The 13,316-nt window shown below is 37.2% G+C and carries 16 protein-coding genes; 15 read left to right on the plus strand and 1 reads right to left on the minus strand.

Features of this window, described 5'->3' with window-relative positions; genetic code table 11:
* Positions 1-414 precede the first annotated feature (414 nt).
* The 8 genes from H592_RS0110760 to rpoS all read left to right on the plus strand — a co-directional run bounded on the left by H592_RS0110760 (position 415) and on the right by rpoS (position 6,804).
* The gene (locus tag H592_RS0110760; RefSeq protein ID WP_028868785.1) at positions 415-975 is read left to right on the plus strand and encodes a hypothetical protein; all 561 of its coding nucleotides are present in this window, start codon (positions 415-417) and stop codon (positions 973-975) included.
* Between the two features lie 500 nt (positions 976-1,475).
* Entirely contained in the window at positions 1,476-1,757 is a 282-nt protein-coding gene (ftsB, locus tag H592_RS0110765) for a cell division protein FtsB (protein WP_028868786.1), read from the plus strand.
* A complete protein-coding gene (ispD, locus tag H592_RS0110770) occupies positions 1,758-2,450 on the plus strand; it encodes a 2-C-methyl-D-erythritol 4-phosphate cytidylyltransferase (protein ID WP_028868787.1) in 693 nt (230 codons plus the stop codon).
* A 9-nt stretch (positions 2,451-2,459) separates the two neighbouring features.
* Complete coding sequence (gene ispF, locus H592_RS0110775) at positions 2,460-2,942, plus strand: 2-C-methyl-D-erythritol 2,4-cyclodiphosphate synthase (RefSeq protein ID WP_028868788.1); 483 nt, start codon at positions 2,460-2,462, stop codon at positions 2,940-2,942.
* Positions 2,939-3,982 (plus strand): tRNA pseudouridine(13) synthase TruD, encoded by a 1,044-nt coding sequence (gene truD / locus H592_RS0110780; protein ID WP_028868789.1) that lies wholly within the window; start codon positions 2,939-2,941, stop codon positions 3,980-3,982. The genes ispF and truD overlap by 4 nt, the downstream gene beginning before the upstream one ends.
* Before the next feature lie 259 nt (positions 3,983-4,241).
* The gene (locus tag H592_RS0110785; RefSeq protein WP_028868790.1) at positions 4,242-4,823 is read left to right on the plus strand and encodes a YqaA family protein; all 582 of its coding nucleotides are present in this window, start codon (positions 4,242-4,244) and stop codon (positions 4,821-4,823) included.
* An 85-nt stretch (positions 4,824-4,908) separates the two neighbouring features.
* Entirely contained in the window at positions 4,909-5,691 is a 783-nt protein-coding gene (locus tag H592_RS0110790; RefSeq protein ID WP_245600409.1) for a peptidoglycan DD-metalloendopeptidase family protein, read from the plus strand.
* A 117-nt stretch (positions 5,692-5,808) separates the two neighbouring features.
* On the plus strand, positions 5,809-6,804 hold the full coding sequence (gene rpoS / locus H592_RS0110795) for an RNA polymerase sigma factor RpoS (RefSeq protein WP_028868792.1): 996 nt from the start codon (positions 5,809-5,811) through the stop codon (positions 6,802-6,804).
* Positions 6,805-6,901: 97 nt separating this feature from the next.
* On the opposite strand, the gene H592_RS0110800 is transcribed toward rpoS, so the two are convergent.
* Complete coding sequence (locus H592_RS0110800) at positions 6,902-7,087, minus strand: DUF3545 family protein (protein ID WP_028868793.1); 186 nt, start codon at positions 7,085-7,087, stop codon at positions 6,902-6,904.
* A 407-nt stretch (positions 7,088-7,494) separates the two neighbouring features.
* On the opposite strand from H592_RS0110800, the gene H592_RS0110805 reads away from it, so the two are divergent.
* From H592_RS0110805 to groL, 7 genes are all read left to right on the plus strand, one after another.
* Positions 7,495-8,019 carry a GspH/FimT family pseudopilin gene (locus tag H592_RS0110805; RefSeq protein WP_037071610.1) on the plus strand — a complete coding sequence of 175 codons (525 nt, stop codon included), beginning with the start codon at positions 7,495-7,497 and terminating at the stop codon, positions 8,017-8,019.
* On the plus strand, positions 8,013-8,630 hold the full coding sequence (locus H592_RS0110810) for a prepilin-type N-terminal cleavage/methylation domain-containing protein (protein WP_028868795.1): 618 nt from the start codon (positions 8,013-8,015) through the stop codon (positions 8,628-8,630). Before H592_RS0110805 ends, H592_RS0110810 begins: the two co-directional genes overlap by 7 nt.
* Positions 8,631-8,766: 136 nt before the next feature.
* Complete coding sequence (locus tag H592_RS22070; RefSeq protein WP_051369133.1) at positions 8,767-9,933, plus strand: 3-phenylpropionate MFS transporter; 1,167 nt, start codon at positions 8,767-8,769, stop codon at positions 9,931-9,933.
* A 227-nt stretch (positions 9,934-10,160) separates the two neighbouring features.
* Complete coding sequence (locus tag H592_RS0110820) at positions 10,161-10,631, plus strand: FxsA family protein (protein WP_028868796.1); 471 nt, start codon at positions 10,161-10,163, stop codon at positions 10,629-10,631.
* 149 nt (positions 10,632-10,780) lie between these two features.
* The gene (locus H592_RS0110825) at positions 10,781-11,026 is read left to right on the plus strand and encodes a DUF1107 family protein (protein ID WP_028868797.1); all 246 of its coding nucleotides are present in this window, start codon (positions 10,781-10,783) and stop codon (positions 11,024-11,026) included.
* Between the two features lie 181 nt (positions 11,027-11,207).
* A complete protein-coding gene (locus tag H592_RS0110830; RefSeq protein WP_025565176.1) occupies positions 11,208-11,498 on the plus strand; it encodes a co-chaperone GroES in 291 nt (96 codons plus the stop codon).
* A gap of 69 nt (positions 11,499-11,567) precedes the next feature.
* Positions 11,568-13,199, plus strand: coding sequence for a chaperonin GroEL (gene groL, locus H592_RS0110835; protein ID WP_028868798.1), 1,632 nt, complete (start codon positions 11,568-11,570; stop codon positions 13,197-13,199).
* Positions 13,200-13,316: the final 117 nt, after the last annotated feature.

A 13,316-nucleotide genomic window follows, 5' to 3' on the forward strand; every position in this document is an offset into this window, starting at 1 on the left:
AGGCTAATATTCTACTTTGATTTATAAGTCCTCAACTTAGGTTGGGGATTTTTTTTGCCTGATGTTTTACGTAACTAAGTGGCTCTAGGCGCATCTGCACAACTCTTAATTTTAGTCTTAAATAAATTAAAGGTTTGTAATGTTTTTATCTAACTGCAGTAAGGCCAATATTCGACTTTCAATCTTTAGAGTAAAAAATCTCAATCTAGGTTGATTTTAGGTCGGTGAATTGGAGAAAGAGCGTTGAATGATTGTGAGCCTATTACAGATTTGCTTACGCGAGGTTTTAGCTCTTATAGCATTTTATAAATGTATCTAAGAGTGCGCTAAATCATATCTTATTTTGCTAACTCAGCGTAAAATGCGCGCTTTATTGAAATTGAATCCCTTTATTGACCCCCTATTGGAGCTACTATGCCTTCTCTCATTGATATACTTGGTTGGACAAGTGTCTTTTTTTACATCGTTTTAATGATTTTTAATGGCATGAAAAATGTGCGTCTTGCTTCGTTCCTTTCGGTTATTAATGATGTGTCTTGGGGGATTTTAATCGGTGTAATGCCTAAAGTATTGCTAAATTTGGTAGTAGGTAGTGTGACGTTATACCGTTACTTATGTGACTTTACTGAACTATCTCGTAAGATGACTCGTTTTATTCTTGTTATTATGATCGCTTTTTTATTGTATGCGACGTATTTTTCTATCAATGATTATCTTGCAAATCCATCATTAGGTTTGTTACTTACTTGGGCTGATTTTGCGATTATTTTGACTGCCTTGAGTGTTAAAAAATTGCGTATCTTCCAATTTTTCATGTGGATATCGGCTTTTGTTGGTGGTTACGCTTATTACCTGTTAGGTATTGAGCAAATGATTGTGATTAAAACTATTGTGGCATTAATTATGACGCACAAGTTATTCATCCATCCGTTTTATCCTCAACTTGAAGGTAAATTACTGTTTTGGAAAAATTGATTTTTGCTATTTAAATATGATTAAATTCTATTTTTCCTGTGAAATATGCACGGGGGAGAGTGCTTAAGTCAGGCCTTTTATATTCACTATTCGGTTTTACAGTGAGTATCAAAAGGCTAATGTCTTTGTTGAGTTAAGCTTCGTTTTATTGAACATTTTATTTACCGTTAACATTTAACCTCAATATTGAACCTAAGTAATTAACGCCAGTCATTAACCTTAACCATCAACCTTAACCATTAACCTCAGCCATCTGCTCTAGTTTTCTACCTTAGTTTCAAACCTCGCAATGACTAAAACTACGGTATTTATTCAGCTTTATGCTTTACTATCATCAACCCTACAACGCACCTCAATCTTTTATTAAAGTGGTTTTATTCGCTAACCTGTATTTTTGATACTGAGATCATAAGAATAAGTACGATTTAGCTGCCTTGGGTTGATTTTAATTTTCCGGTGAATGTGGGATGATTAACTTTTTAATACTGAGTCATAAAATCATGCGCTTACTGTTGTTTATCTTTATTTTTATATTCGCATTATTACAGTACCATTTATGGTTCGGTAAAAATGGGCTGCAGGATCATCATGAATTTACACAGGAGGTTGAATTAGCTATTTCAGGCAATGCTGAGTTAACAACTCGTAACCAAATGATGTTTTCTGAAATTGACGATTTAAAAACAGGGACGGATGCAATCGAAGAGCGCGCACGAAATGAACTGGGTTTGATCAAAGAAGGCGAGACCTTTTTCCGCATTGTACCCAAGGAAGAAAATTAAATGAGTAAACTCTCTTTTTCTGCGGTGATACCCGCTGCAGGTATTGGTAAGCGAGTTGGGGCGCAGATCCCTAAACAGTATTTACCTCTCTTAGATAAAACGATTATTGAACATAGTATTACCCCTTTTCTTAACCACCCTGATATTAATAAAGTAGTGGTGTCTATCGCTAAAAATGATCAATGGTTTCACCTATTAGATCTGGCTAATCACCCTAAACTAACGATAGTAGATGGGGGGGAAGAACGTGTGGATTCGGTGCTGAGTGCCCTTAAAGTCTTGCCTGATAGTGATTATATTTTAGTTCACGATGCAGCTCGTCCTTGTTTGCAAATACAAGATATCGATAAGCTGATCGCTCATGCAAACACCTATAAAACTGGTGCGATACTCGGTTGTAGAGTCCGCGACACCATGAAACGAACCGATCTGCATAACAATATTGAACGTACTGTCGACCGTAACAATCTCTGGCATGCACTCACTCCACAAATGTTTAACAATCAGCAATTAATCTCTGCTATAACGTCTACACAAGAACAGCGCTTAATAACTGATGAAGCGTCTGCTATCGAATTAGATGGAGCAGCGGTCACTGTCATTGAAGGGCGCAGTGATAACTTAAAAGTAACTCAGCCCGAAGATTTATTACTTGCTGAATTTTATCTCTCTAAATTTAACGCCCACAATTAAGGAATTAATATGATCCGAATTGGTCATGGATACGATGTACATAAGTTTGGCGGCGAAGGCCCAATTACCATTGCTGGCGTGAAGATCCCTTACTGCCAAGGTTTACTTGCTCATTCTGATGGAGATGTTGCTATCCATGCGCTTTGTGACGCGATACTGGGTGCATTAGCGCTCGGCGATATTGGTAAGCACTTTCCTGACAATGATGCTGCTTTCAAAGGTATTGATAGCCGAGAATTGTTGCTTGATGTGTACCAAAAAGTGAAACAAAAAGGCTATCGTTTAGGTAATGCAGATATCACCATTATTGCGCAAGCACCTAAAATGGCACCTTTTATTGATCAGATGTGTGTAGAGCTAACCCGTTTGCTCAATACTGATTTAGGTAACATTAATGTTAAAGCAACCACCACTGAGCAATTAGGGCCAATGGGTCGTAAAGAAGGCATTGCCTCGCATGCTGTGGTTATTTTGTTAAAGGATACACAATGAGTGAAATACAACCTGAAAAAATGGTTTATCCATTAGACTTTAATTACTTATATGGAAAACCTAGCAGTACAGGTCGATTTAAACAGCATTGTGAAGACTTTCGTGTTGAAGAGCATTTAGATTTTGATTTAACTGGCGAAGGCGAACATGTTTGTTTGTGGGTTAAAAAAGTAGGTGAAAATACTGATTATTTAGCGAGGCAGCTGGCTAAATTTGCAGGCATCGCTGCTAAGAATGTGAGTTATGCAGGGTTAAAAGATCGTCAAGCTGAAACCTATCAATGGTTTTCACTTTATATTCCAGGCAAAGTTACTCCTGACTTCAGTACGTTTGAATCACCTGGTGTGAGTATTTTAAAGGTCATTCGCCATAATAAAAAACTTCGCACAGGCTGCCTTGCCGGTAATCACTTCGCCATCGTTTTACGTGAAATATCAGATAAAGCAACGCTAGAAAGTGTATTAGATCAAGTAGCGCAGGGTGTGCCCAATTATTTTGGTAATCAACGCTTTGGTTTTGATGGGCATAACGTTAATGCCGCATTACAAATGTTTAATGGTCGAAAAATAAAAGATCGTTTTAAACGTGGTATCTACCTCAGTGCAGCGAGAAGTTACTTATTTAATCGCGTTATATCACAGCGTATTACTGATAATTTACAGGTACAACCTTTACTTGGTGATTGTGTACAGTTTGTTGCTAATCGATCTTTTTTTCCGTTACCTGATTTATCTGAACAAACAGTGCTACGTTTAACTAAACGCGAAGTTTGTTTAACGGCCCCTTTATGGGGAGCGGGTGAACTTACTTCATCTGACGATGCAAAGGAGTATGAATTAGCGTGTCTGTCATCATTTGAAGACTTACAAAAAGGATTGGCGAAAGAGGGCTTAAAACAAGAGCGTCGACCGTTATTATTGATTCCTGAGCAGTTTAGCTATCAATGGTTAGATGAAACAACGTTAACAATAAAATTCTATTTACCTGCAGGATGTTATGCAACCAGTGTGATCCGCGAGCTTATTGATACAAGCTTATGATGAATTGGTGGCTCGGTTATTAGGTTATTCGTATAGCGACAATACAGCGTTATGGAAGAGGGGCAAGTATTGACGATTGCTCCTAACAATCATCTTAAGGATAGAACCACTGTTTGATTAGGGTATCTGAGTTTGACGTTTATATGTTGGTATCCTACTTATATCTGATTTAACGGCGAGTCAAAAATTAATTGTTTATTGCATTGGTTAGGCGGCAATTAGTCGTCATCCATTATTTTTATTTATAAAAGAGAATACTGTGAAAATATTTGCCCCACTTTATACAAAGGTAATGCGTTGGTCTAAGCATAAATACGCCCCTTTTTATTTATACTTAACCGCATTTATCGAGTCGATATTTTGGCCAATTCCTGTTGATATTATGTTAGCGCCAATGGCTTTAGCAAAACGTCATCTTGCATGGCGCTTTGCTTTCGGGGCAACTGTGTTTTCAGTATTAGGTGGTGTAGTAGGATATTACCTTGGTAGTGCCTTATATGAACCAGTTGTGTTGCCATTTATAGAAATGATGGGTTATCAAGATAAAATGCAAACAGCACAATCATGGTTTAATAGTTGGGGAGTGATGGTTATTTTTATTGCCAGCTTTACACCGGTGCCATTTAAAGTATTTACTATTACTGCAGGTGTCATGAATATGGCATTCTGGCCATTTTTATTAACGGCTTTAGTTGGCCGCGGGTTACGTTTCTTTTTAGTCGCAGGTTTAATGGTATTGGGTGGTGAAAAAATGGAAGCTAAGTTGAGTAAATATATCGATGCGTTAGGTTGGTTGACAATTGTTGCTGTTGCTATTTTATACTTTACTTTAAAGCATTAATTTTATTGTGAAAATTATATTATTTACTACATTGTTTTTTTTGTTTTCATGCTCTTCTCCGGGAGGTAGAGCACCGATTTATGATGTGAAATCAAATAAAGGTGCGCTTAACAAAGGTAGTGGCACTTATATTGCAAGTGGTAAAAGTATTAAGCCAGGGCAAAAAAAGTATGTTGTTCAACAGGGTGATACGCTTTATTCCATTGCCTGGCGTGCGGGTATGGCAGTGAGTACGTTAATCAAACGTAATCACTTAAAAAAACCTTATATTATTAGAAAAGGACAGGTCCTAAATTTACGCGCAAGTACCTCTAAAGTGGTGGTTTCTTCGTCAAATAAGGCAAAAAATAGCACTGAAAGTTGCACAGTTCAAACCTGCAAACAAAACAATAAAATAGGGGTTGTTAAAAAATCATCGAAAGCATATTCTGCTAATGTTGTTGATGAAAAAGTGATTAAAAAGAAAGCAAACAATCACCAAGATTCAAATAATAAAGTGGCGAATTGGCAGTGGCCAACTAAGGGGAAGTTAACAAAAACCTTTGCTAACTCCCCGCAAGGAATGAAGGGTATCTCCATTTCTAACGTTCGAGGAACACCAATATATGCAGCGGCAAAAGGAAAAGTTGTCTATGCAGGTAGCGGTTTAAGAGGGTATGGAAAACTAATCATTATTAAGCATAATTATGACTATTTAAGTGCTTATGCACATAATGACCAACTAATAATAAAAGAGAATGAACAAGTTGAAATGGGCCAAAAGATAGCTGTGATGGGGGATAGTGATACAGATACCGTACGATTGCATTTTGATATTCGCTATCGTGGTAAGTCTGTTGATCCCCTCCGTTACTTACCTAAACATTAATAACGCGATCAAGTTTTTAGTAAGCAGTTAATGATTGAAATAATTTAGGAATATCAAAATGGTTCAATTAAAAAGTAATAGTTCATCAAATTGAAGCAAGAAAAAGGGAGTGCAACCATGGTAGGAACAACTTCAGTTAATTCAGAGAACACGGATTTAGACAAATATAATCAGCCAATCGTCGACGATCTTGAAATAGATAATGGATTAGATATTGAAAAAGCTGAGGCTGATGCGCCTGTAGAACCTGAACGTTATGCAACAAGCAGTGAATTTAAGGTTATGGATGCCACTCAGTTGTATTTGGGTGAAATTGGCTACTCTCCGTTGCTAACAGCCCAAGAAGAAGTTTATTATTCACGCCGTTCTCATCGCGGCGATGAAGTGTCTCGTAAACGTATGATTGAGAGTAATTTGCGTCTCGTTGTTAAAATCTCACGTCGCTATAATAATCGTGGTTTATCATTATTAGATTTAGTGGAAGAAGGTAATTTAGGGCTTATCCGAGCGGTTGAAAAGTTTGATGCAGAAAAAGGTTTTCGTTTTTCTACTTACGCAACATGGTGGATACGTCAAACCATTGAGCGCGCCATTATGAACCAAACTCGTACGATACGTTTGCCTATTCATATTGTTAAAAAATTGAATGTGTATTTACGTACTGCACGAGAATTAGCACATAAATTAACACATGAGCCAACACCGGAGGATATTGCTAAAGAGTTGGATGTATCAGCAAAGGAGGTGTCAAAAATCTTAAAGCTGAATGAGCGTATAAGTTCAGTGGACACTCCACTTGGTCATAGTTCTGACAAAGAATTATTAGATATCATTCCAGACAGTAATGAGACAACCCCTGAAAATACATTACAAACTAATGATATGAAATTACGTATAGTGGATTGGTTAGAGGATTTAAACGCGAAGCAACGAGAAGTATTAGCAAGGCGCTTTGGTTTATTAGGGTACGAAGCGGCGACATTAGAAAATGTGGGGAAAGAGATTGGTTTAACACGCGAACGTGTCCGTCAAATTCAAGTAGAAGCATTAAAAGCACTGCGTGAAGTATTATCAAAACAAGGCTTATCTATTGAAGCTCTTTTTCAATCTTAATATTTGAAATCGATAGTTTAATTGAAATAGTTTAATTGAAAAGCTAATAAAAAACGCATCCAAAGGATGCGTTTTTTATTTCTTACCTAGTGGCGGGCTATATTAACTCTGATTGAGAAAAACTAAATGAAGGATCAATCTCTCGTAACTCTTTAGCAAGCATCAACTGTGCCTTGGCATTTTCAATTTCTCGCCACTTACGAGGTTTAGGTTTACGTTTAACGGGAGTGTGGAATAGGTTGTTAATTTTGATATCACTATCATTTAATTGAATCTGTTGCATGTTATCCCCTTAACTTTACTGTCCAAGTGTGTGTGCCTGAATACAATAAGCTGATGAGATGGCATTTTTATGACAGATATATTGCACTTTTATTAATTGTTTCATTCCTTTTAAGTTGGCCATATTTGCTTTTTATTTGTTATTAATTTGCTAAAGAGAACAATCATTTATATTTTTCTACGTTATAAATTAAGCTAGTCCTCCTGTAAACTTCATTGCCCATCTTTAAAAAAATCAATATAACTACTTACTGATAATCAGGCTAAATTGATTTTTTTGTTCTACGCTGAATAGATTGTTGTTTGATGCTTCAGCTATATTTTTGCGATTCAAAAGCACAGTGCTAAAAATCACTACAATACAATATTTAACCTCAAATCATAAACTGTAAAATATTAGGAGGGGCAATGACTCACTTCCATGATCACGGTTTTACCTTTATTGAGTTAATCATTACGCTTGCTATTTTGGGCGTTATTATTTCAATATCCACGGCTTCATACCAAGGGATTCTGGCAAATCAAACCTTGCTTAGCCGCACGTCAGAAGTTTATTACACGTTACAACTTGCAAAAGTAGAAGCAATCAAACGGAATCAAAAAATTTACGTTAATTTTTGTCAACAAGGTAACATCTGGAAGATGGGGATCAGTGATACCAATCAATGTGATTGTTTTAGTACTAATTCGTGCCAATTAGATGGTGTTGAAAAAGTACAAGATCTTGCCGATGGAAAAACTATTTTTATTGATAGTTCAACATTAACTTTTACAGGAACGCAGGCATCCTATGGAGCATTACGTTTTTCAGTAGAAACTGGCACGGTTACAATTACCAATAGCGAGCAACATTCTTTATCAATTATACAAAGTGCGATGCGTTTAAGAGTCTGTGCGCTAGCCCAAGCTCAACTTGGGCATAAAAAATGTTAGTGCCAATATCATTAAAGTCTGGCTTTAGCCTTATTGAAATGCTGATTTCATTACTACTAGGTTCTTTACTATTAGCGATGATTATAAGTTTATACGTTACCAATGTCAGTGCTGGTTATAAAGGGATGAAGCTCTCTCGTTTCCATGCAGATATACAATCACTTGTAGGGATAATGGAAAATGATATTCGTCGAGCTGGATTCGGTGGTAGTGATTTCATGGTCGGTCTAGCCAATAATAAAGTTGTCGATAGTATTAATAACGGCGCACAACACTGTATTGTTTATGCTTATAACTATAATCATGCGATTACAGCTTCACCGTCTCATTTTATGGCTTTTCGTTATTCATCAACATCGCATAGTGTACAGTTTGGAAGAGCTTTGAACTCGCAGGCTATCAATTGTTATAGTAGTGGTAGTTGGGTCAATTTAACGGATCCTAAATTTCTAAAGGTGACAGAGTTACGTTTTGTGGAAAGCATTGCTTCAAATGGTCTAGCAACAATGCGTAATGTTGAAGTGACAGTAAAAGCACAGTTAAAAAGCAACAGCGAATATACCCATCAAATAACCACACAGATACAAGTCCGTAACCCCGAGTTTCATTGATAACGTTAAATAAACCTAAGTTGATTTTTTTATACCAGCTAAATATAAAAAAACGATACAATAGTGTTTTTTGAGCATGCTCTTTCACCAATATGCAATATAAAATACTACAAAACACCCATAGGAAGTATTACTTTTGAATATAGCTGCTAAGTCTTGGATAACCTCTTATTTTGTTTGTTTCTTTTTTATATGGGGAATATTTTTACCTTTCTGGGGGATCTGGTTAGCTGAAAAAGGAGTGAGCCCAGAACAAATCGGTACCTTATTTTCATTAGGCTTGGTATTACGTTTTGTTAGTAATATTGGTTTATTACCTCGATTAAAAACTGCGAATGGGCCAATACGTATGGCCTGTTATCTAACCTTTACTATCCTCATCTGTTTATTATTAATCGTGTATTTTCAAGGCTGGTATGCGTTGGCGGCGGCAACCTTATTACTAAACTTTTTAATGGCGCCGATGGTCCCTATTGGTGACATCATTGGTACTCGGTTAGTAAAGCAAATCCAAATTAATTACGGCAAGATTCGGTTATGGGGATCCGTCAGCTTTATTGTTGGCTCAACTTTTGTAGGTTGGACGATCGGTGAGTTTGGACATGAAAGTATTCTATGGTTAATTATTATTGCCATTTTCTTTAATTATTGCCTGACGCTGATAAAACTTGATCCACAATTACAACAACAAAGCTTGCCGCCTAAAAATAAACACCATAACTTATTGTCATTATTAAAGCAGCCAACGGTTATTTATTTTATATTAGTGATGGGGCTGATCCAGGGGAGCCATGCCGCTTATTACTCTTTTAGTGCGCTATATTGGAATTCAATGAACATCTCTGAGTTTAATATTGCTTTGTTATGGGGGATTGGGGTTTTTGCTGAAGTATTACTGATGCGCTTTAACGATAAATGGTTCCATCATTGGTCTATTAAACAAATGTGTTTGTTAGCCGTCGTGGCAGGGTTAATAAGGTGGGCCGTATTAGCGCAAACAACCGATCTTGTTTGGTTATTGTTGGTACAAACATTCCACGCTTTCACATTTGCATTAGCGCATTTAGCGGCCATGCGTTTTATCGCTAAACAACCAGAGCATCTAATGGTCGGTTATCAAACTTTATATGCCAGTGTTGCTTTGGGGTTAGTGATGGCGTTATTAACGTTTATTTCTGGGTGGATCTACGCACCACAAGAAAGCACGCTTTTTCTGTGGATGGCCGTTATCTTATTACCGGTATTCCTTTTATTAAAACGATGGAACTGTGATCAAGACAATAGTATTGAACATAGTGATTAAGCGTAGAACCACCGCTCTACAACGCATTAAAAAATCTACTTTAAACTAATTCAAACATCATTATCAGTAGCGGTAGTGGTGTTTGTTAGGTTTTAAAAAATGCTGATTTATCTTCTCAAAATAAGTAGCTGCATTGAACTTTTCGCGCCTTTTATTATCCAATAGGTTGATATTAGCAAAATAACCCCCATTATATTTAGGTATTCACTTTGTTAATTGAGGTCTCTATGTTTGCACGATTATTTTTAATCTTTACGGGTGTGTCTTTACTAGAAATATTTGTTCTAGTTAAAGTGGGTGGTTTTTTAGGTGCCTGGCCTACTATTTCCTTAGTGATATTAACCGCGTTAATTGGCTCTGCGTTAGTGCGAAGTCAAGGCCTACAATTAGTTCAAAAGTTACAACAACGGATGGCTGCTGGTGAAATGCCGGGACAACAGCTGATTGAAGGTATGATGTTGATTATTACTGGTGTGTTATTAGTGACACCTGGTTTTGTAACCGACATCTGTGGCTTGTTGTTGTTACAGCCAAGCCTTCGAGCAGGCATTGCCAAGGTTATCTTAGCCAATGTTAAATTTGCTCCTCAAGCAAGTATGGGAGGATTTTCTAGCCAAGGTTTTACACAAAGAACAGCGCAAGATGATTCAATCATCGAAGGTGAATTCGAGCATAAAGAAGATAAAAAACTAGATTAATTAGTGATTGATCAAACTATTCTAATAATATTGCCTTAATATCATTATTTTAATGACATTTTTTTAACAAAAGTGTCATCATTCTTAAGTAGGATATGCACTGCAAATAATAATGAATTATAAAAGTGATAAATAGCAGAGGGATAACGATGAAAATTAGTCGTTCTAGCACGTTAAGAGTTTTTAAAAAATATCAACCTCGTCAAATTGCAAAATTTGCCAAAGGTTTCTTTAATGGACGTATTTTTATTGCTGGCTTAGGTCGCTTTAGGGTGGTAGATGGTAAAGTTGTAGCTTATAAACACCTTATTGCAGAGCAAAAAATAATGATCGCAGTAAGCGAAATAAACAAAATGGTTTTAGAGCTTTCTCAACCGAAAACGATTGCCGTTTAATTTTCAATACAATTGTTTATCTCTAAAACAAGACCAGCTTCACTAAGCTGGTTTTTTTATGCCTGAAACGAATTTTTTTAGCAATTTTTTTATCAATCACCTTGAATCATATTTTTTTGGCCCCATCAGTTTAAACAACTAATACAACAACTATATCTGTTAACTATCAAAGGAAGTCATAATGTCTATTCGTCCTCTACATGATCGCGTTATTTTAAAGCGTACTGAGAAAGAAACTAAATCTGCTGGTGGTATCGTTTTAACTGGTAGCGCTGCTGAAAAATCAACTCGTGGTGAAGTTATCGCCGTGGGTAAAGGCCGTATTTTGGAAAATGGTGAAGTAAGACCATTAGATGTAAAAGTAGGTGATACTGTTATTTTCAGTGAAGGCTACGGTTTGAAAACAGAAAAAATTGAAGGTGAAGAAGTTCTGATCTTAAGTGAAAATGACATTTTAGCGATTGTTGAATAATTGCTAACGATTGCTGTTTATTCTCTTGTTGTGAAAACAAAAATTAAAGAAAAGTAAAAGGAAAATATAATGTCTGCTAAAGAAGTAAAATTTGGTAACGATGCTCGAATCAAAATGCTAGATGGCGTAAACATTTTAGCCAATGCAGTACGTGTAACACTAGGTCCTAAAGGACGTAACGTTGTTATCGACAAAAGCTTTGGTGCTCCTCAAATCACTAAAGATGGTGTGACTGTTGCTAAAGAGATCGAACTTTCTGACAAGTTTGAAAACATGGGCGCACAAATGGTTAAAGAAGTTGCTTCTCAAACTAATGATGCAGCCGGTGACGGAACAACAACAGCAACAGTACTAGCACAATCAATCATCACTGAAGGTCTAAAAGCGGTTGCTGCGGGTATGAACCCAATGGATCTAAAACGTGGTATCGACCAAACAGTTAAAGCTGCTGTTATTGAATTGAAAAAACTATCTACACCTTGTTCTGATTCTAAAGCAATTACACAAGTAGGGACTATCTCTGCTAACTCTGATGTGGAAATTGGCGAAATTATTGCAACTGCAATGCAAAAAGTAGGTAACGAAGGTGTTATCACTGTCGAAGAAGGCCAAGGCTTAGAAACTGAGCTAGAAGTGGTTGAAGGTATGCAATTTGACCGAGGTTACCTATCTCCTTACTTTATGACAAACCAAGAAGCAGGTACTGTTGAGTTAGACAGTCCATTCATTCTAATCGTTGATAAAAAAATCGGTAACATCCGTGAATTATTACCAACATTAGAAGCAGTGGCTAAAGCATCAAAACCATTATTAATTATTGCTGAAGACGTTGAAGGCGAAGCGCTAGCAACATTAGTTGTTAACAACATGCGTGGTATCGTCAAAGTAGCAGCTGTTAAAGCACCTGGTTTCGGCGATCGTCGTAAAGCAATGCTACAAGACATTGCAATCCTAACAGCGGGTACTGTTATCTCTGAAGAGATTGGTCTAGACCTTGAGAAAGTACAACTTGAAGATCTTGGTCAAGCTAAACGTATCGTTATCAATAAAGATGAAACAACTATCATCGATGGTGCAGGCGAGCAAGAAGCTATCTCTGCACGTGTTAGCCAAATCAAACAACAAATTGAAGCGTCTTCATCTGATTACGATAAAGAAAAACTTCAAGAGCGTTCTGCTAAATTAGCAGGCGGTGTTGCGGTCATTAAAGTTGGCGCATCAACTGAAGTTGAAATGAAAGAGAAAAAAGACCGTGTTGATGATGCTTTACATGCGACACGTGCGGCCGTTGAAGAAGGTGTGGTTGCCGGTGGTGGTGTTGCACTAGTCCGTGTTGCTGGTCTATTAAAAGATCTTAAAGGCGACAACGACGACCAAAATGTAGGTATTCGCGTTGCACTTCGTGCGATGGAATCTCCATTACGTCAAATCGTTTCTAACTGTGGTGAAGAAGCATCAGTAGTGGCAAGCAATGTACAAAAAGGCACTGCAAACTACGGTTACAATGCAACAACGGGTGAATACGGCGATATGTTAGAGATGGGTATTCTTGACCCAACTAAAGTAACTCGTAGCGCACTACAATTTGCAGCGTCTGTGGCTGGCTTAATGATCACCACTGAATGTATGATCACAGACCTTCCAGTAGAAGCGCCAGCTGCACCTATGCCTGATATGGGTGGTATGGGTGGAATGATGTAATTCTGGCTGCATAAATCGTCTACTTGATCGTTGCTTTACCACTCGTTTAAGAAACACTAAACGTCGCGGGCAAAGCGCCTTGAATTAAACAATTTCTGCTATCCAGAATGATTCGTA

Origin of the sequence: Psychromonas arctica DSM 14288, assembly GCF_000482725.1 — a bacterium.
GTDB lineage: Bacteria > Pseudomonadota > Gammaproteobacteria > Enterobacterales > Psychromonadaceae > Psychromonas > Psychromonas arctica.

Coding starts and splice junctions, on each gene's coding strand:
- H592_RS0110760 (WP_028868785.1), top strand. CDS start 415: ATGCCTTCTCTCATTGATATACTTGGTTGGACAAGTGTCTTTTTTTAC.
- ftsB (WP_028868786.1), top strand. CDS start 1,476: ATGCGCTTACTGTTGTTTATCTTTATTTTTATATTCGCATTATTACAG.
- ispD (WP_028868787.1), top strand. CDS start 1,758: ATGAGTAAACTCTCTTTTTCTGCGGTGATACCCGCTGCAGGTATTGGT.
- ispF (WP_028868788.1), top strand. CDS start 2,460: ATGATCCGAATTGGTCATGGATACGATGTACATAAGTTTGGCGGCGAA.
- truD (WP_028868789.1), top strand. CDS start 2,939: ATGAGTGAAATACAACCTGAAAAAATGGTTTATCCATTAGACTTTAAT.
- rpoS (WP_028868792.1), top strand. CDS start 5,809: ATGGTAGGAACAACTTCAGTTAATTCAGAGAACACGGATTTAGACAAA.
- H592_RS0110800 (WP_028868793.1), bottom strand. CDS start 7,087: ATGCAACAGATTCAATTAAATGATAGTGATATCAAAATTAACAACCTA.
- H592_RS0110805 (WP_037071610.1), top strand. CDS start 7,495: ATGACTCACTTCCATGATCACGGTTTTACCTTTATTGAGTTAATCATT.
- H592_RS0110810 (WP_028868795.1), top strand. CDS start 8,013: ATGTTAGTGCCAATATCATTAAAGTCTGGCTTTAGCCTTATTGAAATG.
- H592_RS0110820 (WP_028868796.1), top strand. CDS start 10,161: ATGTTTGCACGATTATTTTTAATCTTTACGGGTGTGTCTTTACTAGAA.
- H592_RS0110825 (WP_028868797.1), top strand. CDS start 10,781: ATGAAAATTAGTCGTTCTAGCACGTTAAGAGTTTTTAAAAAATATCAA.
- H592_RS0110830 (WP_025565176.1), top strand. CDS start 11,208: ATGTCTATTCGTCCTCTACATGATCGCGTTATTTTAAAGCGTACTGAG.
- groL (WP_028868798.1), top strand. CDS start 11,568: ATGTCTGCTAAAGAAGTAAAATTTGGTAACGATGCTCGAATCAAAATG.